The sequence below is a fragment of the Nonomuraea sp. NPDC023979 genome (assembly GCF_040639085.1).
GTDB lineage: Bacteria > Actinomycetota > Actinomycetes > Streptosporangiales > Streptosporangiaceae > Nonomuraea > Nonomuraea ceibae.
In genome coordinates this window covers 573,732-594,517 of the sequence record NZ_JBEZZG010000002.1, presented here as the reverse complement: position 1 = coordinate 594,517, position 20,786 = coordinate 573,732, and the positions used below count along the sequence as shown (strand labels likewise).

Genomic DNA, 20,786 nt, shown 5'->3' with positions numbered 1-20,786 from the left:
CACAGTTGTTGATCTGAAGGTAATTTTCTGTCATCGTCGCCCCAGACACAACCACTTCCGAGAGGCCACCCCCCATGCCCAGCAGACGGACTCTCCTGAAGGGCCTCGCCCTCGCCGCCGCCGCTTCCGCCGTGCCGCTGCCCGCGTTCGCGGCCACGGACTACGTGCCACCGCTGCGCCAGATGCGCGGCATGTGGATCGCCTCCGTGGTCAACATCAACTGGCCCTCCAAGCAGGGCCTGAGCGTCGAGGAGCAGAAGGCCGAATACCTCGCCTGGCTCGACCTGGCCGTCGAGCGCAAGCTCAACTCGGTGTTCGTGCAGATCAGGCCGACCGCCGACGCGTTCTGGCCGTCGCCGTTCGAGCCGTGGTCGCACTGGCTGACCGGCACCCAGGGACAGGACCCCGGCTACGACCCGCTCGGCTTCGCCGTCGAGGAGACCCACAAGCGCGGCCTGGCCTTCCACGCCTGGTTCAACCCGTACCGGGTGTCGATGCAGGCCGACCCGGCCAAGCTGCACCCCGACCACCCCGGCCGAAAGCACCCCGACTGGATCCTGCCGTTCGGCGGCAAGCTCTACTACAACCCGGGCATGCCCGAGGTGCGCAAGTTCTGCCAGGACGCGATGCTCGACGCGCTGGCCCGCTACGACATCGACGGCCTGCACTTCGACGACTACTTCTACCCGACCAACAGCACGGCCTTCGACGACAGCGCCGCGTTCGCCCAGTACGGCGGCGGCTTCCCCGACCTGGCGAGCTGGCGCCGGCACAACGTCGACCTCATGGTCTCGGAGATGCAGCAGCGGGTCCGCGAGGTCAAGCCGGAGGTCGCCTGGGGCATCAGCCCGTCGGGCATCTGGCGCAACAAGGGCACCGACCCGCTCGGCTCGGAGACCAACGGCGGCCAGTCGTACGACAACCTGCACGCCGACACCCGCGGCTGGGTGAAGAAGGGCTGGCTCGACTACATCGCGCCGCAGCTCTACTGGTACATCGGCCAGCCCCCGGCCGACTACTCCAAGCTGGTGCCGTGGTGGTCCGACGTGGCGAGCGGGACCGGCACGCTGCTGTGGATCGGCCAGGCCGCCTACAAGGCCGGCGACCCCGCGCAGGCGCCCGAGTGGCAGGACCCGAAGGAGCTGTCCGACCACCTCACGCTCAACCGGAACCACCCCGAGATCAGCGGCGACATCTGGTACAACGCCAACGACCTGCGCGCCGACCGGGTCACCTCGATCAGCACCGCCGTGACCGACCACTACACGCGCCCCGCGCTCGCCCCGGTCCTGCCGAGGCTGGCCGACGGCGCCGCGCCGCGCCGCCCGGTGGTGGCCTACGCGCTGCGCCGCCACGGCGGGGTCGAGGTGCGGGCGGTGGCGACGGGCCGGGACGAGCCGTTCCAGTTCGCCATCTTCCGGTTCCCGGAGCGGGCCTCCGCCTCGGCGTTCGGCGACGCCCGCCACCTGGTGGCCGTCGTGCCGGGCGACCGCCAGGTGCGCTGGGTCGACCCCGAGGGCAAGCGCGGCGACCACTACTACGCGGTGGCGGTCGACCGGGCCAACCGGACCAGCGAGCCCAGCCGCGGCTTCCGGGTGGTCTGACGCCATGCGGGTTCTCGGCCTCATCTCCGGCACGTCCCACGACGGCATCGACAGCGCCCTCGTGGACTGGTCGCTGGACGGCGGCGTGCTCACCGGCGCCCTCGTCGAGCTCGGGGAGAGGCCGTACCCGCCCGAACTGCGAGCGCGCATCACGGCCGCGCTGCCGCCCGGCCGCGTCGACTTCGGCGAGGTCTGCGCGCTCGACACGCTCATCGGCCAGGCGTTCGCCGAGGTGGCCGCCGGCGCGCCGGCGGCCGACCTGGTCTGCTCGCACGGCCAGACGCTCTTCCACTGGGTGGAGGACGGCCGCGTGCGCGGCACGCTCCAGCTCGGCCAGCCGGCCTGGATCGCCGAGCGCACCGGCGTGCCGGTGGTCTCGGACGTACGGGCGCGCGACGTGGCGGCAGGCGGCCAGGGCGCGCCCCTGGTGTCGTACCTGGACCTGCTGCTCATGGCCGGGCTGCCGGGCCGCACCGGGGCGCTGAACCTGGGCGGCATCGCCAACCTGACCGTGCGCGACCCGGCCATCGCCTACGACACCGGGCCCGCCTGCGCGCTCATCGACGCCGCCGCGCCCCCGTACGACAGGGACGGGAAGCTGGGTGCGGCGGGCACCGTGGACGAGGACCTGCTGCGCGAGCTGCTCGCCGAGCCGTTCTACCGGCTGGAACCGCCCAAGTCCACCGGCAAGGAGCTGTTCACCCCCGGCTACGTCAAGGCCGCGCTGCCACAGGCGGACCTGGTGGCGACGCTGACCGCGCTGACCGCCGAGACGGTGGCGGCCGAGGTGCGCCGGCACCGGCTCGACACCGTGATCGTCTCCGGCGGCGGGGCGCGCAACCCCACGCTGATGGGCATGCTCCGCGCCCGCGCGTCGCAGGCCGAGTTCGTCACCAGCGACGAGCTCGGCGTGCCGGCCGACGGCAAGGAGGCGATCGCCTTCTCGCTGTTCGGCTGGCTCACCGCGCACGGCCTGCCCGCCACCGTGCCCAGCTGCACCGGCGCCACGGGCGCGCGGGTGCTGGGCACGATCACGCCGGGTTCCGATCCGCTGACGCTGCCGGAACCCCTCGCCGAAGCCCCGGTCGCGATCCGGTTCTCAGGAAGCCCTGCGCCCCGCCGCTGACGGCTCGGTGGCGGCGCCCGACCGCTGTGGTGGCACCACAGGGGTCGGCCGCACCAGGCCCAGCGCCACGACCTCGTTGGCGAGGCGGGTGCGCCGGTTGGTGCCTTCGGGGATCCTGAACTTCTGATACAGCCGCAGCAGGTGCTGCTTGACCGCGGCTTCGGTCACGACCAGGTCGTCGGCGATCTCCCGTGCGGTGGCCGGGGCGACGAACGCCTCGTCCGACAGCGCCGGCCGGCAGAGCGAGGTCAGCACGTCGACCTCGCGCCTGGTCAGCTCGGGCGCCGCGGCCCTGCGCAGCTCGACCTCGGGGGCGAAGTCCTCACGGGGGACTCCGCCGATGCGCCCGCGCGCCGCGCCGAAGGAGACGACGTCGCCGTCGTCGAGCACCCTCCGGGCGATCGGCCTGCCGTTCACCCGCGTGCCGTTGCGGGACAGGCCCAGGTCAACGACATACAGGTAGGGTCCTCGCCTGACGAACTCGGCATGGAGCCGAGACACGCTGGGGTCGCTGAGCCGGATGTCCACACCCCGGCCCCTCCCCACGGTCGTGATCTCGGGGCGCAACGGGACCACCTCGCCGGTGTCCTCGATGCGTATGAACGGCCCCTCCACGGCAGTTCCTCCCCAGGTAGCCCGCCGTAACTATTACTACAGCTCCGGCTTACCCATACGTGGCGATGCGGAATCTCCTTTGCCGAAAGGAGAATCGCGCGTGAAATTGGTCTGGACCTCTGCGGACGGTTTTGCCTGCTCACGGGTAGACTTCGAGCGGAGATAAGCGGAGGAAACACTCATGGCGGACAAGCCCACCAAAGGTCTTGCCGATGTCGTCGCCGCGTCCACAGCGCTCAGCGACATCGACGGGAAGGCCGGTCGCCTCTTCTATCGCGGATACGACATCCACGACCTGGCCGGCCGCGCGACGTTCGAAGAGACCGCACATCTGCTGCAACGCGGCAAGCTGCCCACCCGGGCCGAGCTCGACGCGTACACGGCGGAGCTGGTGCGGGGCCGCGAGCTGGGCGGCCTGGTCTCGGCGAACATCTCCGAGATCGCCGAGAAGCAGAAACCGATGGAGGCGCTGCGCACCCTCGTCTCGCTCGCCGGGGCCGACGACCCCGACAAGGACTCCAGCAGCCCCGAGGCGAACCTGCGCAAGGCCGCCCGCCTCACCGCGCAGCAGGGCCTGCTCATCGCCCGCTACCACGCTGCGCGCACCGGCGCCCAGGCGATCGAGGCCGATCCTTCGCTCAGCATCGCCGCGAACTTCCTGCTCCAGGTCACCGGCCGCACCCCCGACCAGCGCGCGGTCGAGATCTTCGACGAGTGCCTGGTGCTGCATGCCGACCACACCATGAACGCCTCGACGTTCGCCGCCCGGGTGTGCGCCGCGACACTGTCGGACATGCACTCCGCCATCGTCGCCGCCATCGGCACGCTCAAGGGCCCGCTGCACGGCGGCGCCAACGAGCAGGTCATGAAGACGCTGGAGTCCATCGAGCCGTCCGGCGTCGCCCAGGCCGTCCGCGACAAGCTCGCCGCCGGCGAGAAGATCATGGGCTTCGGGCACCGCGTCTACAAGACGGAGGACCCGCGGGCGACCCACCTGCGGCGGATGTCGGAAGAACTGGCCGCCTCGACCGGCGACGACACTTACTATCGGATGTCCAAGGAGATGGAAGAGGTCGTCTTCGAGTCGAAGGGGCTCTACCCCAACGTCGACTTCTACGCCGCCTCGGTCTACCACTACCTTGGGATCCCGACCGACCTGTTCACCCCCGTCTTCTCGATCAGCCGCATGTCCGGCTGGACGGCGCACGTCATCGAGCAGCATGCCGACAACCGCCTGATCCGCCCGGACAGCGAATACATCGGCGAGACGGACCAGAAATGGAAGCCGATCGACGAGCGATGAGCGACGTCAGTTGAGCGACACGAGGCGCGAGAACTGGGGGCCGTACCCGCTGATCCTGGCGGGTGCGGCCGTCGGCGTGGGGCTGGTCTTCCTCGTGGACCCGCGGTGGGGCGGGTTCGCGCTGGGCGCCGTCGTCATGGTCGGCGCCGCACTGCGGTTCGCCGGCTACGGCGGGCCGCTGGCCGTGCGCAGCAAGAAGACCGACGTGATCACGCTGGGACTGTTCGGGTTCGTCCTCGTGCTGACCTCGCTGTTGCTCTACAACAACGAGCTCAAGGCGTTGATCCTGTCCCTTTTCGCACGTTGACGAGGCCGTCCGATAGCCTCAACGCATCCATTCATTGAAGGGGAACCATTCGCATGCCCAAGATCAAGGTGGAGGGCCCCGTCGTCGAGCTTGACGGCGACGAGATGACCCGGATCATCTGGCAGTTCATCAAGGACCAGCTGATCCTTCCCTATCTCGATGTCGACCTGAAGTACTACGACCTCGGCATCGAGCACCGCGACGCCACGGACGACCAGGTCACGATCGACGCGGCCAACGCCATCAACAAGTACGGCGTCGGCGTGAAGTGCGCCACCATCACCCCCGACGAGGCTCGGGTGGAGGAGTTCGGGCTCAAGAAGATGTGGAAGTCCCCGAACGGGACCATCCGCAACATCCTCGGCGGCGTCATCTTCCGCGAGCCGATCATCATGTCCAACGTGCCGCGGCTCGTCCCCGGCTGGACCAAGCCGATCGTCGTCGGCCGTCACGCCTTCGGCGACCAGTATCGCGCCACCGACCTCAAGATCCCCGGCGAGGGCACGCTGACCCTCACCTACACGCCGAAGGACGGCTCCGAGCCGATCGAGCTCGACGTGTACGACTTCCCGGGCGGCGGCGTCGCCATGGCCATGTACAACCTGGACGAGTCGATCCGCGACTTCGCCCGCGCCTCCATGCGCTACGGCCTGGCCCGCAACTACCCGGTCTACCTGTCGACCAAGAACACCATCCTCAAGGCGTACGACGGCCGCTTCAAGGACATCTTCGCCGAGGTCTACGAGAACGAGTTCAAGGCCGACTTCGAGAAGGCCGGGCTCACCTACGAGCACCGCCTCATCGACGACATGGTCGCCGCCTCGCTCAAGTGGGAGGGCGGCTACGTCTGGGCGTGCAAGAACTACGACGGCGACGTCCAGTCCGACACCGTCGCGCAGGGCTTCGGCTCGCTCGGCCTGATGACCTCGGTCCTGATGTCCCCCGACGGCCGCACCGTCGAGGCCGAGGCCGCGCACGGCACCGTCACCCGGCACTACCGCCAGCACCAGCAGGGCAAGCCCACCTCCACGAACCCGATCGCCTCGATCTTCGCGTGGACCCGTGGCCTGGCCCACCGCGGCAAGCTGGACAACACCCCGGCGGTGACGGAGTTCGCGAACAAGCTGGAGCAGGTCTGCATCGAGACCGTCGAGGGCGGCCAGATGACCAAGGACCTCGCGCTCCTCGTCGGCGGCGACGCCAAGTGGCTGACCACCCAGGACTTCCTGGCGGCGCTGGACGAGAACCTGAAGAAGAAGATGGCCTGACCATCGCACGTGAAGGGGCCGCCTCCGGGCGGCCCTTTTCGCATGTCGAGACCATCTCTTGGCGCAGTGCAGGGTACGAGCCTCCCGTAACAGTCGTGCACGCATCGGGGGGTTCGAATGCGACTGCGTTTCATCAGTGGCGTGGGTGTGGTCGCAGTCGCTGCGATCGTGGCCGGATGCGGCTCGGAGCCCGTCGCCCAGGTCAAGGACACCAAGGCGGAGGCCGCCGCCAAGCTGCAGAAGACCAAGGCGGCCAAGGTCGCCGCCGCCGCGAAGGCCAAGGCCAACGAGCTCGGCCAGATCCCGGTCCTCATGTGGCACCGCATCGTCGACAAGCCCGCCACCACCGACGACCGCACCCCGGCGCAGTTCCGCGCCGACCTCGAACGGCTGGTCAAGGACGGGTACGTGCCCATCACCGCGGCCGAGATGGTCACCGGGAAGATCGACATCCCGGCGGGCAAGCACCCGGTGGTGCTCACGTTCGACGACTCCTCGCCCTCCCAGCTCACGCTGGACGGCACCGGCGCGCCCAAGCCCGGCACCGCGGTCGCGATCCTCCAGGAGGTCGCCGCCAAGCACCCCGGCTTCCGCCCCGTCGCCACCTTCTACGTCACCCGCGACATGTTCGGCAAGACCGGCCGCGAGGAGCAGGCCCAGATGCTCCTGTGGCTGAAGAACAACGGCTTCGACATCGGCAACCACACCCGCGACCACCACAACCTGCGCGGGCGCACGCACAAGCAGGTCGAGGAGCAGATCGGCTCCATCGGCAAGGAGATCACCGCGCTGGCGCAGGTCAAGCCGGTCACGATCGCCCTGCCGTACGGCAACCAGCCGAACAAGAAGGAGTGGGCCGCGCGCGGCGACGGCTACAAGCACGCGGGCGTCTTCCTGGCCGGCTACACGCCTTCCGCCTCGCCGTTCAGCCGCTCGTTCGAGCCGCTGGGCATCCCGCGTATCAGGGCCATGGACAAGAAGGGCGACTGCGCCCAGTTCTGCTCGACGGCCTGGCTCGACTGGCTCAAGGCGAACCCGGACATGCGTTACACCTCGGACGGCGACGTGTCGACCGTGGCGTACCCCAAGTTCAAGGCGCCGTTCCTGCGCCAGCTGTTCAAGACGTACGCCCTGCCGTACTGACGTCGCCGATCTCGACGATCAGGTTCGCCGGGTTCAGAAGCTCGTCGGTGACGCCCGGCACGGTGATGGCGAGGCGGCGGGCGTCACCGGTGGCCAGGTCGAGCACGTGGTAGGCGTCCTCGTTCCAGGGGCCGGTCGCCCGGATGACGAGGGTGTCCTCGTCCTCCCAGCGCACGATCTCCTCGGCCCGCCATCCGGCGGGCAGGCGCGGCGTCACGGTCCGGGTGGCCGCGCGCGTCGCCGGGTCGATCAGCACCACGGCGCGGGCGGCCCTGCCGTGCCGCGTCACCTCGTCCGGGACCACCGCCAGCGCGCGCCCGGACGGGGACGGCGCGGCGCCGTCCAGGTTGCCGGGCAGCTCGGCCCGCCGCACCTCCTTGCCTTCCGGCGAGTGGACGGTGTACGTGACGGCCCTGAGATGACCGGGCGCGCGGCTGCTCCTCGACGTGGCCAGCACGACGCCCTCGGCGGTCCAGCCGGCCACCCGGCCTGAGCCCTTCAGCCGGCGCGTGCTGCCGCGCTCGACGTCGACGATCAGTGAGGCGTCCCGGACGAGCAGGTGGCGGCCGTCGCGGAAGAAGGCAGGGTAGCCCTCCTTCCTGACGCGGATCCGCTTGACGGTCCCGGCGGTCAGATCCCTGAGGGTCAGGTGACGGTCCCGCAGGTACGCCAGCCGCCTGCCGTCCCGGCTGAGCGTGATCCCGTCGTCGCCGGCGCCGGCGCCGGGCACCCACCAGCGCTCGCCGGTCGTGGTCACCAGGGTCCAGTGCCGGCAGGCCGCCGTGGGCTCGTCGCAGACGGGCCGGTACGCGTACCGCACGGGCGCGGGCAGCGGGCCGCGCAGCTCCTGCACCGGACGGGCGTCCTGCCCGGACTCCGGCCGGAGGAACGTGACGGGGCCTCGGGACCACAGCGGCGTGAGGAGCCAGGCCAGGGCCAGGACGGCGGCGGCGACCACCGCGGCGAGCCTCATGCGATCCTGCCCGGGACCGAGCCGGCGGGCAGGTCCTCGACGGGTTCGCTCCTGCCGGTGTCCAGGGCCACCAGGAAGTGGCCGGCGTCGGCGAGCTCGATCAGCAGGCGCCCGTCCTCGGCCCAGCCCAGCGGGACCGGCGACTCCTCGTGCTCGGGGAGGCGCAGCGGGGCCCGGTCGCGGACCAGGCCGGTGCGCGGGTTCATGGTCAGCACCTCGTCGTCGGTCACGAGCGCCAGCCTCCGCCCGTCGGGGGAGGCCAGCGGCCGCAGCGTGGGGTCGAAAGGCGTCCGGGTGCGCACCTCGCCCCGCGGGTCGAGCGTTAGCAGCTCGGTGTCGGGGGCGACGGTGAACGCGCGGCGGCCGGTGGTGGCGATCATCCCGTAGGGGCCGAGCCCCAGCACGCGGCGGACCTCCGGCAGGTGGACCCGCTCTCCGGTGGCCGAGTCGACGACCTCCGTCCCGCCGCCGTCGGTCGTCAGGCTCACGTGGCGACCGTCGCGGGACAGCATCGGCTCCGGGAGGTCCCTCGGCGACACCGGCTCCGTGAGCGGGTCCAGCAGGTCGCCCCGCAGCCCGGCGAGCATCATCCGGCCGGTGTCGCGGTCCAGGTAGACGGCGCGGCTCCCGTCACCGCTGAGCGCGAACGGCGCCCCCTCGTCGTCGCGCGCCTCGGGCAGCAGGATGCCGTCGCCGTTCGCGTCGTACAGGTGCCAGCCGGGGGCGTCCTGCGCGGGGGTCGCGAAGACGGCATGTGCGAGCACGTCCCGGGACCCTTTACCGGTGAACGGAACCGGCGGGCCCGGGTTCCCGTACGGCAGGAGGGCGAGGCCGCCGGCCAGCAGCAGCGCCGTCGCCGCCGGCCAGGGGCGGGAGCGCGGGCGCGGCGCCGCCGCCGAGGTGTCCACCGCGGCCAGGACCACCGTCAGGAGCGGCAGGCCGTACATGATCGCGACCCGCACCACCTCCGCCGAGCTGGACAGGTAGGGAAGGCCGCTGCCCGGCGCGGTCCACAGCGCCACGACGACGCCGGACGCGGCCAGGTGACGCGCGGCGCCGGCGCGCAGCGCCGCCCCGGCCCGGTCGCCCGGCCGCGCCCGCAGCCGCGCGAGGAGCACGAGGACGGCGAGCACGACGGCGAGCGTGACGACCGCCCAGAACCGCTGCTCGATCGGCACCTCGTGCTGGAACGAGCGCAGCACGGCCGCCAGGGCGACCGCCGAGGCGATCACGGCGGCGGCCCGCCACATGAGCGTGAGCGACTCCGGCAGGACCTCCAGCTCGCCGCCGCCGTCGCGGGCCAGGAACGCGGCGGCGGCGAGCATGCCGACGAACCAGCCGGCCGCCAGCGAAGGGAGAACGCTGAGAAAGGAGTTTTCGCCGGCGAAAGCGAAGATTATGCACGCGCCGATTCCCGCCACCGTGTAACGGTCGCGTACGGCGAGGTAATGGCCGATCCGACTGAGGTCGGTCGGATTCGCCTCGATCGCGGCGTGACGTGCGAAGAATTCGGCCCGCTCCCCGGAAACGCGGGGATTCCGCATGGCCAGCGCGCCCCCGACCGCCGTCGCCAGAAGAAATGTCGTCAGCAACTGCCGTTCACCACCCGGGAAAAGTAGCAGAATGCCCATTCGGCTGACAGGGGGATCAATAATGAGAAAACGGGTCAGGTGGGCAGGAATCTGGGTGCCGCTCGCGGCGGTGGCGGTCGGCGCGATCTGGTTCAGCGGGCTGGTGACGCCGCTCCTGGTCCAGAAGGCGAGCAGCGTGAGCGAAGTGGGCACCGCCTTGTGGTCCCTCGACGACCACGGCCGGCGGTTCCGCTCCTACATCACCGCGTCGCCGGTTTTCGTCAACGAGGGCTGGCTGCCCGTCACGATCACCGGCGTCGGGTTGCGGGGCCCCGGACTGGACCTCCTCGCGATCAAGGAAGGGGAGGGCCGCCCGTTCCCGTACACCGTCCCGGGGCACGGCAGCGTGCGGCTGGATCTCAAGCTGGAGGTGACCGACTGCGCGGCCGCCGTCGCCGCCGAGGAGCCGGCCGCGATCGTGTTCCGGGTCGAGCACTGGTGGGGAAGCGTGACCACCGACGTGGTGCCGCAGGGGAACTCGCTCGGCGAGCCCTGGCAACTCAGTGCTTTGCATCTGGCCTGCTGATAACCATATGTAGCGGTATGGATACTATAGGCGACATGGAGTTGTTTCCGGCTATGCCGCTTGAGGAGTGGGCCGACACCAAGGAGACCATCCACCGCTTCGTCCAGATCGTGGGCAAGGTGCGGCTGGTCTCGGCGACCCGGCGTAACCACTGGTGGTCGATCCCGTTCCACCTGACCGGGCGGGGGCTCACCACCCGGCCGATGGGCGGGATGGGGGAGCTGCCGCTGTTCTGCATCGACTTCGACTTCGTCAGGCACCGGCTCGTCGTGGACGTGCTCGACGGGCGCAGCGCCGAGTTCAGCCTGGTGGGGCAGTCCGTGGCGTCGTTCTACGAGGAGCTGTTCGCGACGCTGGACCGGTTCGGCATCCGGCCCGACATCCTGGCGGTGCCGTTCGACCTGGGCGACAGCACGCCGTTCGCCGAGGACACCGCGCACGCCGCCTACGACCCCGCGCTCGCCAACCGCTACTGGCGCGTCCTGTCACAGGTCGCCCAGGTGCTCGACCGCTTCGCCGCCGGGTTCTGCGGCAAGACCAGCCCGGTGCACCACTTCTGGCACACCTTCGACATCGCGGTCACCCGGTTCACCGGCAAGATCGTGGGCGCCTCGCCCGACGTCGACCCCGTCACCCGGGAGGCGTACAGCTGGGAGGTCATCAGCTCCGGCTTCTGGTTCGGCGACGACGAGCGGCCCTGGCCGGCGTTCTACTCCTACACCGCGCCCGAGCCCGACGGGCTGGAACGGGAGCCGCTGCGGCCGGAGCGGGCCGAATGGCTCCCGGCGCGGGGCAGCCACCTGGCGGTGCTGCGCTACGACGACGTCCGGGCCGCCGACGACCCGGTGTCGACCGTGCTGGACTTCTTCGAGAGCGCCTACCAGGCCGGGGCGAAGCTGACCCGCCTGCCCGAGGACGAGCTGGCCAGCCCCGGCGGCGTCACCGACCCGTGCCTCGACACGCCGTGAGGATCTCCCGGCCCCGCTCCGGCGTGATCAGCGGCGCGATGCGCGGATCGGCCAGCAGGCTCACCGGGGCGACGTGGTCGTCCGTCAGCGGCCGCCACAGCGCCAGCGCCTCCTTCAGCCGGGGCCAGGCGTCGGCCGCCGACCAGTCGACGGCCCGCACCGCCGCGTCGAACTCCGGCACCCCGTAGCGGAGCGGCGCCTGGCCCGCCTCCCCGGTGCCGCGCAGCCGCCAGACGAACGGGCCGGCGTGCGTCCAGCCGTCGGTGACCAGAAGGAACTCCCGGTACGACGGCGGCAGCGTGCGCCCCAGGCGTGACGGTCCAGGAGCGGCATCCCCGCAGGAGACACCGACATTCCTGACGTCACGAAGCCTTAACAGTTCTCTGGAAACTTCCTGGGCGTCGTAAAGTTTGCGTCGTCGGGCTTTGTGCACACGTGGGGAAGACGAATGCCGCAGATGTCGCCGCTGGTCGCCGGTGATCCCACCCAGCTGGGATCGTTCCGGCTGTCCGGGCGCATCGGCGAAGGCGGCCAGGGCATCGTCTACCTGGGCGTCAACGACGCGGGGGAGCAGGCGGCGGTCAAGCTGCTGCACGTGAAGTTCAGCGGCGACACGGTCGCCCGGTCGCGCTTCGCACGGGAGCTGAAGGCGGCGCAGCGGGTGGCGTCGTTCTGCACGGCGCGGGTGATGGAGGCCGACCTCGACGGCGACACCCCGTACATCGCCAGCGAGTACATCGACGGGCGGCCGCTGCGCGAGCTCGTCGAGAGCGACGGGCCGCTGCGCGGGACCGTGCTGGACCGGCTGGCCATCGGCACCGCGACCGCGCTGGTCGCGATCCACCACGCCTCGATCGTGCACCGCGACCTCAAGCCCGACAACGTGCTGATCGCCTCCGACGGGCCGCGCGTGGTCGACTTCGGCATCGCGCGGATCATCGACTCGACGGGGACCATCACCAGCCGGGCCATCGGGACCCCCGCCTACATGGCGCCCGAGCAGATCGCCGGCGACGACGTCGGGCCTTACACGGACGTGTTCGCCTGGGGGGCGACGATCGCGTTCGCGGCCACCGGGCAGTCGGTGTTCGACGGCAACTCCATCGCGACGGTGCTCAACAAGATCCTCAACCACGAGGTGGACGTGGGGATGCTGCCCGAGCCGCTGCGCGGGGTGGTGCGGTCGGCGCTGGCCAAGTCGCCGGGCGAGCGGCCGTCGGCGGACCAGATCCTGCTGCGGCTGCTCGGGCAGCCGGAGCACGTGGGGGCGTCCACGGACGTGCTCAACCGGGGCGTCCAGGTGGCCAGCGACGACACGACGCCGTTCATGCGCGTGTCACGCACCACGGGCGTCACGGCCGCGCCCGCGAGCGCCGTGCGGACATCCGGTACGAGCCACGCCGGCGCCTCCGCGACGCCGTCGGGGGAGGTCGCCTACCGCGGGGCCGAGAGTGCCGGGGTGGCCGAGAGCCCGCCGCGCCCGGAGGGCGGGGGGACGGGCAGTGGCGCGTTCCAGCTCCCCGTGGACGGCGGGGCGCCGGTGCGGGGCGGGCGCGGGGCCCGGTGGGCGGTGCTGGCCGGTGCGCTGGTGCTGGTGGCGGCGGCCGTCGCGGCGATGGTGTGGAAGGGCTGGCCGGTGGCGCTGGGCGAGCTGGGCCCCGACCCGGCCGAGGGCAGCGGCAGGCCGCCGGAGGCGTACGCGTCGGTGATGGACAAGGTCGGCAGAACCGGCAAGATCGTGATCGGGGTGAAGGCCGACCTGCCGGGGATCGGGCTGCTGCGTGACGGCGGGTTCGAGGGGTTCGACGTGGACCTGGCCAAGGAGATCGCGGCCAAGCTCGGCGCGAAGCAGACGGAGTTCGTGGCGGTCTCGCGGGGGAGCAGGGCGCGGGAGCTGGCCGAGGGCGGTGTGGACCTGGTGGTGGCGACCTATTCGATCTCCGATGCCGACGACGTGACGTTCGCCGGACCGTACTACCTGGCCTACCAGGACGTGCTGGTGCGCAAGGGGCGGATCGCCGCCCTGTCCGACCTGAAGGGGAAGCGGGTCTGCGGGATCAACAGCCCGACGGTCGGCATGGTGCAGGACAAGGTGGAGGTCGAGTCGGTGCCGGCGGGCAACTACGCCGAGTGCATGGACCTGCTGCGCAGCGGCGCGATCGACGCGGTGCCCGGCGAGGACCTGATCCTGGCCGGGTTCGCCGCGCGCGAGAGCCAGCGCTACAAGGTGCTGGGCGCGCGGCTCGACGACCCGGAGCGTTACGCGGTCGGCCTCAGGAAGGGCGACGTCAGGACGTGCAAGGCGATCAACGGGGTGATCGCCGACATGTACCGGACCAAGGCGATCCACAAGCTGCTGGGCCGCCATTTCGGCACCGTGGACTTCGCCACGCAGTCGAAGGTGCCCGCGATGAATGACTGCGGATGACGACCGGGTAGAGTCCGAAAGTCAACGAATCGACCCGGGAGTTAGGGGAAGGCCATGGCCACGCCCGTCAAGGTGACCGTAACCGGAGCAGCCGGTCAGATCGGCTACGCGCTGCTGTTCCGCATCGCGTCGGGCCAGCTGCTGGGCCCGGACGTCCCGGTGAAGCTGAGCCTGCTGGAGATCCCGCAGGCGGTCAAGGCGGCCGAGGGCACCGCCATGGAGCTCGACGACTGCGCCTTCCCGCTGCTGTCGGACATCGAGATCAGCGACGACCCCAACGTGGCGTTCGCCGGCGCCAACGTCGCGCTGCTGGTCGGCGCCATGCCGCGTAAGGCGGGCATGGAGCGCGGCGACCTGCTCGGCGCCAACGGCGGCATCTTCGGCCCGCAGGGCAAGGCGATCAACGACCACGCCGCCGACGACATCAGGGTGCTGGTGGTCGGCAACCCGGCCAACACCAACGCGCTCATCGCCCAGCAGAACGCTCCCGACGTGCCGGCCGAGCGCTTCACGGCGATGACCCGCCTCGACCACAACCGCGCGCTGTCGCAGCTCGCGGCCAAGCTGCAGGTGCCGGTCTCCGACATCCGCAACATGACGATCTGGGGCAACCACTCCGCGACGCAGTACCCCGACCTCTTCCACGCCGAGGTGGGCGGCAAGGTCGCGGCGGAGCAGGTCGACGGCGAGTGGCTGCGCGAGACGTTCATCCCGACGGTGGCCAAGCGCGGTGCGGCGATCATCGAGGCGCGCGGCGCCTCGTCGGCGGCGTCGGCCGCCAACGCCGCGATCGACCACGTGCACGACTGGGTCAACGGCACCGAGTGGACGTCGGCGGCCGTGGTGTCCGACGGCTCCTACGGGGTGCCGGAGGGGCTCATCTCGTCGTTCCCGGTGCGTTCGGCGGGCGGGCGTTACGAGATCATCCAGGGGCTGGAGATCGACGCGTTCTCGCGTGAGCGGATCGACGCCTCGGTGCGGGAGCTGGCCGAGGAGCGCGACGCGGTGCGCGAGCTGGGCCTGATCTGAGCAGCCCGGCCTGACCAGATCTGTCGCGAAGGCGCGCGCCCCGGATGGCGGGGTGCGCGCCTTTGTCGTGCTCGTGTCGGTCGTGCTCGTGTCGGTCGTGCTCGTGCCGGTCGTGCTCGTGCCGTCAGGGTGGCGCGTGACAGGGGGATGGCGAGCCGGCCTTGACGGGCTCGGGCGTGGCGAAGACCACGCCCGCGGCGGCGGCCAGGCTGCCCAGCATGACGAGGGCGACCGCGAGCGCCTTCGTCACCCTTGGTGAAATGCTCCTCACATTTCGGTATCACAGCACATATTGCGCCGCGACAGGAGTCATTTGCCGGAAAGCGCCGCCCAGGCGTCGGCGACCATCTCGCGCAGCGTCGTGTGCTCGGGCTTCCAGCCCAGCTCGCCCTGGATCTTGTCCGACGAGGCGACCAGCACCGCGGGGTCGCCGGCCCGCCGCGGCCCGACGACGGCCGGGATCTCGTGGCCGGTGACCTCGCGGCAGACCTCGATCACCTCGTTGACCGTGAACCCGCTGCCGCTGCCCAGGTTGTAGATCTTGTGCTCGCCCTCCGCGCAGGCGTCGAGCGCCAGCAGGTGGGCCCGCGCGAGGTCGCGGACGTGCACGTAGTCGCGCACGCCGGTGCCGTCGGCCGTCGGGTAGTCGTCGCCGAACACGGTGATCGACTCGCGCTCGCCCGTCGCCACCTTGAGCACGTTGGGGATGAGGTGCGTCTCGATCGCGTGGCGCTCGCGGAAGCGGCCGTAGGCGCCGGCGACGTTGAAGTAGCGCAGGCTCACCGCGCCCAGCCCGCGCAGCGCGGCGAACGCGGTCAGCGTCGTGTCGACGGCCAGCTTGGAGGCCCCGTACGGGTTGGTGGGCCGCGTCGGGTCGCTCTCCACGATCGGCGAGCGCTCCGGCTCCCCGTAGGTCGCCGCCGTCGAGGAGAACACGATCCTGCGCACGTCGCGCTCACGCATGGCCTCCAGCAGCGCCAGCGTGCCGCCCAGGTTGTGGGCCCAGTAGAGCCCCGGCTTCTCCACCGACTCGCCGACCAGCGACTTGGCGGCGAAGTGGAGCACCGCGTCCGCCCCGTCGAGCGCGTCGCCGGCCTCGGTGATCGACGCGCGGACGAACCGCGCCCCATCGGGCACCGCGTCCTCGTGCCCGGTGGACAGGTCGTCGAGCACGGTCACCTCGTGTCCCGCCTCGACGAGCTGGGCCGCGACGACGCTGCCGACGTATCCGGCGCCTCCGGTGACCAGCAGCCTCATGTTCACTCCCGTTGAAATATGTTTGATTTTGTACGGCTTGCCGTTCAGCATACGTGGGAAAGCCGCCGAGTACGCTGCCAAACACCATGTTTGACACCGTCGCGGCGAACATCGCCCTGGTCCTGCTCTTCATCCTGGTGGGCGGGTTCTTCGCCGCAGCCGAGATGGCCATGGTCTCCCTGCGCGAGAGCCAGGTCCGCAAGCTGTCGCACAAGGGCCGCCGCGGCGAGCGCGTCGCCAAGCTCGCCCGCGACCCCAACCGCTTCCTGTCCGCCGTGCAGATCGGCGTGACCGTCGCCACCATGCTGTCAGCAGCGTTCGGCGCCGACCGGCTCGGCATGCAGCTCACCCCCGTGCTCCAGGGCTGGGGCGTGCCCGCCGCCATCGCCCCCGTGCTCGCGCTGGTGCTGGTGACACTGGCCATCTCGTACGTGTCCCTAGTGCTCGGAGAGCTGGCCCCCAAACGCCTGGCCCTGCAACGCGCAGAGGGCCTGTCGCTCGTCGTCGCGCCGTTCCTGGACCGCATCGCGGCGCTGTCGAGGCCCGTCATCTGGATGCTGTCGAAGTCCACCGACGGCGTCGTCCGGCTGCTCGGCGGCAACCCGAAGGCCGACCGGGAGGAGGTCACCACCGAGGAGCTGCGCGACATGGTGGTCGGGCACGCCGAGCTGACCCCCGACGAGCGCAAGCTGATCGCCGAGGTGTTCGCCGCGGGCAAGAGGCAGTTGCGCGAGGTCATGCTGCCGCGTACCGAGGTGGAGTTCATGGAGGCCGACACCCCGCTGGCCGAGGCCGCGGTGCTGGCCGCCGGGCTGCCGCACTCCCGCTTCCCGGTCTACCGCGAGTCCTACGACGAGGTCATCGGGTTCGTGCACGTCAGGGACCTGCTGGACCCGGTGCTCACCGGCCGCACCGAGCCGCTGAGCGAGCTGGTGCCGATCCGGCCCGCCAAGTTCGTGCCCGCCTCCAAGCGGCTGCTCACCACGCTGGGCGAGATGCGCGACGAGGGGCAGCACATGGTCATCGTCATCGACGAGTACGGCGGCACGGCGGGCATCGTCACGATGGAGGACCTGGTCGAGGAGCTGATCGGCGACATCAGGGACGAGTACGACGTCGAGGACGACACGGTCGTGCTGCCCGCCGGGGAGATCGAGATCGACGGCCTGACCAACCTGAACGACTTCGGCACCGAGACGGGCATCAGGCTGCCCGACGGCCCGTACGAGACGCTGGGCGGGTTCGTCATGGCGATGCTGGGCCACGTGCCGGAGCTGGGCGAGCGGGTCGAGGTGCACGGTTTCGAACTGACGGTCACGGAACTCGACGGCAGGCGTATCGCGCGGGTAAGGGTGAAGCGCCGCTCGCTGGTCGAGTCGCCGCCCGAACCTGATTCCTGACACAATTGCCTGCTATGGCCAGACCTCGTGTACTCTCCGGCATCCAGCCCACCGCGGACTCCTTCCACCTGGGCAACTACCTGGGTGCGGTCCGGCAGTGGGTCACCTTGCAGGAGACCCACGACGCCTTCTACTGCGTGGTTGACCTCCACGCCATCACCGTGCAGACCGAGCCCGCCGCGCTGCGCCGCCGCACCCGCGTCGCGGCCGCCCAGCTCCTCGCCGCCGGGCTCGACCCCGAGCGCGCCACGGTCTTCGTGCAGTCGCACGTCCGCGAGCACAGCGAGCTCGCCTGGATCCTCAACTGCCAGACGGGCATGGGCGAGGCCGCCCGCATGACGCAGTTCAAGGACAAGTCGGCCAAGTACGGCGAGAGCGCGGCCAGCGTCGGGCTGTTCACCTACCCGATCCTCCAGGCGGCCGACATCCTGCTCTACCAGGCCAACAGCGTGCCGGTGGGCGCCGACCAGAAGCAGCACCTGGAGCTCACCCGCGACCTGGGCCAGCGCTTCAACCACCGCTTCGGCGACACGTTCACGATCCCGGAGCCGTACATCCTCAAGGAGGTCGAGAAGATCACCGACCTCCAGGACCCGTCGGCGAAGATGTCGAAGTCCTCCTCCAGCCCGGCCGGCATCCTGGACGTGCTGGAGCAGCCGGGGCCGCTGCGCAAGAAGGTCATGCGCGCGGTCACCGACACCGGGTCGGAGGTGCTGTTCGACGAGGAGAACAAGCCGGGCATCTCCAACCTGCTGCGGATCCAGTCGGCGCTGACCGGCGTGCCGATCCCCGACCTGGTGGCCCGCTACGAGGGGCAGGGCTACGGGACGTTCAAGAAGGACGTCGCCGAGGCCGTGGTCGAGGCGTTCACCCCGATCCGCGAGCGCACCGAGAAGCTGCTGGGCGACGAGGCCGAGCTGGACAAGCTGCTGGCGGCCGGTGCCGAGCGGGCCCGCGCGGTGGCCCGGCGGACGATGGCCGAGGTCCGCGACCGGGTGGGCTTCCTGCCGACGCTCTGAGCCGACGGCCGCGCCGAGGCCGACCGCTCGCCACGCGCACCGGCTGAGCCGGGTCGCCGCGTAAGCGGGGGCCGCCTGGGCAGGAGTGCAGGGTGATCGTGAGTGAGCGGGTGGCGGCCGCCAAGGCGCGCGGGCGGCGCACGGTGGAGAGCTGGCGGGTGCGGCGGCCGTCGGTCGACCACCTGATCAGGACCGTCCAGCGCTACCAGGCCACGTTCGGCGACCGGCTGGCCGGGGCGGTGACGTACTTCGCGTTCCTGTCGTTCTTCCCGCTGATCGCGCTGGCGTTCGCGCTGCTCGGGTACGTGATGTCCGTCGACGAGGCGGTCACCCAGGCGCTGGAGGCGGCGATCGCCGAGCGGCTGCCCGGCGTGTCGGAGGAGCTCGACCTGTCGGGCATCGGGGAGGCCAGGGCGACCGCCGGGATCATCGGCCTGCTGGGCCTGCTCTACGCCGGGCTGGGGGCGGTGGACGCGCTGCGGGGGGCGCTGCGCGAGGTGACGATGGCGACCTCGCCGCCGCTGAACTTCTTCCTCGGCAAGCTGCGTGACCTGGTCTCGCTGCTCATGCTCGGGGTGACGCTGATCGTGTCGGTGCTGGCGGGCGGGCTGGCCACGCAGGCGACGCGGATCGTGGCCAACTTCCTGTTCGGCGACAGCTCGCCGGTGGTCACGGCGGCGACCGGCGTGGTGGGCGTGCTGGGCAGCGTGGGCGCCGACTGGGTGCTGTTCGTGATCGTGCTCGGCTGGGTGGCGCGGCCCGTCCAGCCGTTCCGGGTGATCGCCCGGGGTGCGCTGCTCGGCGCGATCGGGTTCGGCCTGCTCAAGCAGCTCGCCTCGCTGCTGCTCGCGCAGACGCTGAGCAACCCGCTGTACGGCGCGTTCGCGGTCATGGTCGGGCTGCTGATCTGGATCAACTTCTCGGCCCGGCTCGTCCTGTACGTGGCCGCGTGGACGGCCACGGCGGGAGGCGCCCCGCCGCCCGAGCCGACGCCGATGCCGTTCAGGACGGGCCGGACGTCACAGGCGTGAGCGCCGCCTGCGCCGGATGCCGTAGCCGAGCCAGAGCAGCCCGAACAGCAGCCCGCCGCCGATCACCAGCGAGCCGACCGTGCGCGTGGTGCCGGTCTGCTTGGCGGCGGCGTTGTCCAGCAGCGGCGGCGGAGGCACGGCGCTGGGCGTGGCGCTCGGGGTGGTCACCGGGGCGGCCTGGGCCGGCGGCTGGTCGGGCAGCGGGTCGACGAGCTGCCCCACCGGGCTGACCTTGCCCCGGGCGGCGAACCCCCAGTCGAGCAGGTCGGCCACCTCGTCCCAGAAGTAGCCCTTGTGCCGCATGACGACCACGATGATCGTGTGGCCGTCGCGGGTGGCCGCGCCGACGAAGCTGCCGTGGGCCTTGGAGGTCCAGCCGTTCTTGACGCCGATCATGCCCTTGTAGCGCCAGAGCAGCTTGTTGTGGTTGCTGATCTGGTAGGGCTTCTTCGGCGCGGGGAACGTGGCGGTCTTTGTGCTGATATATCGCCGGAAGTCGGCGTTCGCCAGCCCGGCCCGCGCGATGAGCGCCAGATCGTACGCCGAGCTGCTCTGCCCCGGCTTGTCCAGCCCACTGGGCGTCATGGCGACCGTGTCGTTCGCCTGGAGGCGCTTGGCCTCGGCGTTCATGTCGGCCATGGTCTTGGCCAGGCCGCCGTTGGTCTCGGCCAGCGCCATCGCCGCGTCGTTGCCCGAGGACATCATCAGCGCCCTGAACAGGTCCTCGACCTCGTAGATCGGCTTGGGTTGCAGGCCGACCGCGCTGCCTTCCTGGTTGACGGCGTTGCGGCTGGGCTTGACCTTGAGGTCCTTGTCCAGTTTGGGGATGAGCGTGACCGCGGTGAGGATCTTGAGCGTGCTGGCCGGCAGGAAGCGGCCGTGGGCGTTCCTGGCCGCGAGCACCTGGCCGGTCTCCTGGTCGGCGATGAGGAACGAGGTCGCCTTGGTCTTGGGCGGCGCCCGGAAATCGCCCGGCCTGACCAGCCCCTTGGCGCCCAGCGCGTCACCGCCCACCGGTGAGGTGGTCGGGTCGGCCTGGGCGGGACCTGCGAGGATGACCCCGAGACCGACCGCTGCGATGAGTGCCGTGACAGGCATCCGTTTCGTCCACATGGCGGTCTCAGCGTAGCTTCGAGTTGTATCCCATGTGCCGACACA

The 20,786-nt window shown here is 70.8% G+C and carries 20 protein-coding genes; 13 read left to right on the top strand and 7 right to left on the bottom strand.

The annotated features are described in order from the left end of the window. Window positions 1-74: 74 nt before the first annotated feature. On the top strand, window positions 75-1,604 hold the full coding sequence (locus AB0G11_RS06020) for a family 10 glycosylhydrolase (protein ID WP_219500682.1): 1,530 nt from the start codon (window positions 75-77) through the stop codon (window positions 1,602-1,604). A 4-nt stretch (window positions 1,605-1,608) separates the two neighbouring features. Next, the gene (locus AB0G11_RS06015) at window positions 1,609-2,730 is read left to right on the top strand and encodes an anhydro-N-acetylmuramic acid kinase (RefSeq protein ID WP_357584247.1); all 1,122 of its coding nucleotides are present in this window, start codon (window positions 1,609-1,611) and stop codon (window positions 2,728-2,730) included. On the opposite strand, the gene AB0G11_RS06010 is transcribed toward AB0G11_RS06015, so the two are convergent. Next, window positions 2,704-3,345 carry an FHA domain-containing protein gene (locus AB0G11_RS06010; protein ID WP_219500688.1) on the bottom strand — a complete coding sequence of 214 codons (642 nt, stop codon included), beginning with the start codon at window positions 3,343-3,345 and terminating at the stop codon, window positions 2,704-2,706. The genes AB0G11_RS06015 and AB0G11_RS06010 overlap by 27 nt on opposite strands. 181 nt (window positions 3,346-3,526) lie before the next feature. Here AB0G11_RS06010 and AB0G11_RS06005 point away from each other — a divergent pair, with 181 nt between their 5' ends. From AB0G11_RS06005 to AB0G11_RS05990, 4 genes are all read left to right on the top strand, one after another. Then, the gene (locus AB0G11_RS06005) at window positions 3,527-4,648 is read left to right on the top strand and encodes a citrate/2-methylcitrate synthase (RefSeq protein WP_357584245.1); all 1,122 of its coding nucleotides are present in this window, start codon (window positions 3,527-3,529) and stop codon (window positions 4,646-4,648) included. A gap of 10 nt (window positions 4,649-4,658) precedes the next feature. Further along, the gene (locus AB0G11_RS06000) at window positions 4,659-4,955 is read left to right on the top strand and encodes a DUF3017 domain-containing protein (RefSeq protein ID WP_219500691.1); all 297 of its coding nucleotides are present in this window, start codon (window positions 4,659-4,661) and stop codon (window positions 4,953-4,955) included. Between the two features lie 53 nt (window positions 4,956-5,008). Then, window positions 5,009-6,223, top strand: a complete 1,215-nt coding sequence (locus AB0G11_RS05995; RefSeq protein WP_219500694.1) for an NADP-dependent isocitrate dehydrogenase — start codon at window positions 5,009-5,011, stop codon at window positions 6,221-6,223. A gap of 141 nt (window positions 6,224-6,364) precedes the next feature. Continuing rightward, a complete protein-coding gene (locus AB0G11_RS05990) occupies window positions 6,365-7,366 on the top strand; it encodes a polysaccharide deacetylase family protein (protein ID WP_357584243.1) in 1,002 nt (333 codons plus the stop codon). Here AB0G11_RS05990 and AB0G11_RS05985 read toward each other — a convergent pair. Continuing rightward, complete coding sequence (locus AB0G11_RS05985; RefSeq protein WP_357584241.1) at window positions 7,341-8,339, bottom strand: hypothetical protein; 999 nt, start codon at window positions 8,337-8,339, stop codon at window positions 7,341-7,343. The two genes, AB0G11_RS05990 and AB0G11_RS05985, sit on opposite strands and share 26 nt — an antisense overlap. Next, window positions 8,336-9,664 (bottom strand): hypothetical protein, encoded by a 1,329-nt coding sequence (locus tag AB0G11_RS05980; RefSeq protein ID WP_357584239.1) that lies wholly within the window; start codon window positions 9,662-9,664, stop codon window positions 8,336-8,338. Before AB0G11_RS05980 ends, AB0G11_RS05985 begins: the two co-directional genes overlap by 4 nt. Before the next feature lie 328 nt (window positions 9,665-9,992). Here AB0G11_RS05980 and AB0G11_RS05975 point away from each other — a divergent pair, with 328 nt between their 5' ends. Both AB0G11_RS05975 and AB0G11_RS05970 read left to right on the top strand, forming a co-directional pair. Then, on the top strand, window positions 9,993-10,496 hold the full coding sequence (locus AB0G11_RS05975; protein ID WP_357584237.1) for a hypothetical protein: 504 nt from the start codon (window positions 9,993-9,995) through the stop codon (window positions 10,494-10,496). 35 nt (window positions 10,497-10,531) lie between these two features. Further along, entirely contained in the window at window positions 10,532-11,464 is a 933-nt protein-coding gene (locus AB0G11_RS05970) for a DUF5996 family protein (RefSeq protein ID WP_357584235.1), read from the top strand. Here the strand turns inward: AB0G11_RS05970 and AB0G11_RS05965 are convergent. Further along, entirely contained in the window at window positions 11,436-11,897 is a 462-nt protein-coding gene (locus tag AB0G11_RS05965) for an SMI1/KNR4 family protein (protein ID WP_357584233.1), read from the bottom strand. The genes AB0G11_RS05970 and AB0G11_RS05965 overlap by 29 nt on opposite strands. Before the next feature lie 15 nt (window positions 11,898-11,912). On the opposite strand from AB0G11_RS05965, the gene AB0G11_RS05960 reads away from it, so the two are divergent. Both AB0G11_RS05960 and AB0G11_RS05955 read left to right on the top strand, forming a co-directional pair. Next, on the top strand, window positions 11,913-13,892 hold the full coding sequence (locus AB0G11_RS05960; protein ID WP_219500705.1) for a serine/threonine-protein kinase: 1,980 nt from the start codon (window positions 11,913-11,915) through the stop codon (window positions 13,890-13,892). Window positions 13,893-13,946: 54 nt separating this feature from the next. After that, window positions 13,947-14,921, top strand: a complete 975-nt coding sequence (locus AB0G11_RS05955; protein WP_357584232.1) for a malate dehydrogenase — start codon at window positions 13,947-13,949, stop codon at window positions 14,919-14,921. Between the two features lie 124 nt (window positions 14,922-15,045). On the opposite strand, the gene AB0G11_RS05950 is transcribed toward AB0G11_RS05955, so the two are convergent. Then, entirely contained in the window at window positions 15,046-15,171 is a 126-nt protein-coding gene (locus AB0G11_RS05950) for a hypothetical protein (RefSeq protein ID WP_357584230.1), read from the bottom strand. Between the two features lie 59 nt (window positions 15,172-15,230). Then, entirely contained in the window at window positions 15,231-16,178 is a 948-nt protein-coding gene (gene galE, locus AB0G11_RS05945) for a UDP-glucose 4-epimerase GalE (RefSeq protein WP_357584228.1), read from the bottom strand. A gap of 86 nt (window positions 16,179-16,264) precedes the next feature. Between galE and AB0G11_RS05940 the strand changes: the two genes are divergently transcribed. The 3 genes from AB0G11_RS05940 to AB0G11_RS05930 all read left to right on the top strand — a co-directional run bounded on the left by AB0G11_RS05940 (window position 16,265) and on the right by AB0G11_RS05930 (window position 19,628). Further along, on the top strand, window positions 16,265-17,578 hold the full coding sequence (locus AB0G11_RS05940; protein WP_357584226.1) for a hemolysin family protein: 1,314 nt from the start codon (window positions 16,265-16,267) through the stop codon (window positions 17,576-17,578). Window positions 17,579-17,592: 14 nt separating this feature from the next. Further along, the gene (trpS, locus tag AB0G11_RS05935; protein ID WP_357584224.1) at window positions 17,593-18,597 is read left to right on the top strand and encodes a tryptophan--tRNA ligase; all 1,005 of its coding nucleotides are present in this window, start codon (window positions 17,593-17,595) and stop codon (window positions 18,595-18,597) included. Window positions 18,598-18,689: 92 nt separating this feature from the next. After that, window positions 18,690-19,628 carry a YihY/virulence factor BrkB family protein gene (locus AB0G11_RS05930; RefSeq protein WP_357584222.1) on the top strand — a complete coding sequence of 313 codons (939 nt, stop codon included), beginning with the start codon at window positions 18,690-18,692 and terminating at the stop codon, window positions 19,626-19,628. Here the strand turns inward: AB0G11_RS05930 and AB0G11_RS05925 are convergent. Beyond that, window positions 19,617-20,726: a D-alanyl-D-alanine carboxypeptidase gene (locus tag AB0G11_RS05925; protein ID WP_357584220.1), complete on the bottom strand. Its 1,110-nt coding sequence runs from the start codon at window positions 20,724-20,726 to the stop codon at window positions 19,617-19,619. The genes AB0G11_RS05930 and AB0G11_RS05925 overlap by 12 nt on opposite strands. Window positions 20,727-20,786 lie beyond the last annotated feature (60 nt).

What these genes read in the sequence shown, in the direction of transcription:
- AB0G11_RS06020 (WP_219500682.1), top strand. Translation starts at nt 75, where the DNA reads ATGCCCAGCAGACGGACTCTCCTGAAGGGCCTCGCCCTCGCCGCCGCC.
- AB0G11_RS06015 (WP_357584247.1), top strand. Translation starts at nt 1,609, where the DNA reads ATGCGGGTTCTCGGCCTCATCTCCGGCACGTCCCACGACGGCATCGAC.
- AB0G11_RS06005 (WP_357584245.1), top strand. Translation starts at nt 3,527, where the DNA reads ATGGCGGACAAGCCCACCAAAGGTCTTGCCGATGTCGTCGCCGCGTCC.
- AB0G11_RS05995 (WP_219500694.1), top strand. Translation starts at nt 5,009, where the DNA reads ATGCCCAAGATCAAGGTGGAGGGCCCCGTCGTCGAGCTTGACGGCGAC.
- AB0G11_RS05985 (WP_357584241.1), bottom strand. Translation starts at nt 8,339, where the DNA reads ATGAGGCTCGCCGCGGTGGTCGCCGCCGCCGTCCTGGCCCTGGCCTGG.
- AB0G11_RS05980 (WP_357584239.1), bottom strand. Translation starts at nt 9,664, where the DNA reads ATGCTCGCCGCCGCCGCGTTCCTGGCCCGCGACGGCGGCGGCGAGCTG.
- AB0G11_RS05975 (WP_357584237.1), top strand. Translation starts at nt 9,993, where the DNA reads ATGAGAAAACGGGTCAGGTGGGCAGGAATCTGGGTGCCGCTCGCGGCG.
- AB0G11_RS05970 (WP_357584235.1), top strand. Translation starts at nt 10,532, where the DNA reads ATGGAGTTGTTTCCGGCTATGCCGCTTGAGGAGTGGGCCGACACCAAG.
- AB0G11_RS05960 (WP_219500705.1), top strand. Translation starts at nt 11,913, where the DNA reads ATGCCGCAGATGTCGCCGCTGGTCGCCGGTGATCCCACCCAGCTGGGA.
- AB0G11_RS05955 (WP_357584232.1), top strand. Translation starts at nt 13,947, where the DNA reads ATGGCCACGCCCGTCAAGGTGACCGTAACCGGAGCAGCCGGTCAGATC.
- galE (WP_357584228.1), bottom strand. Translation starts at nt 16,178, where the DNA reads ATGAGGCTGCTGGTCACCGGAGGCGCCGGATACGTCGGCAGCGTCGTC.
- AB0G11_RS05940 (WP_357584226.1), top strand. Translation starts at nt 16,265, where the DNA reads ATGTTTGACACCGTCGCGGCGAACATCGCCCTGGTCCTGCTCTTCATC.
- trpS (WP_357584224.1), top strand. Translation starts at nt 17,593, where the DNA reads ATGGCCAGACCTCGTGTACTCTCCGGCATCCAGCCCACCGCGGACTCC.
- AB0G11_RS05925 (WP_357584220.1), bottom strand. Translation starts at nt 20,726, where the DNA reads ATGCCTGTCACGGCACTCATCGCAGCGGTCGGTCTCGGGGTCATCCTC.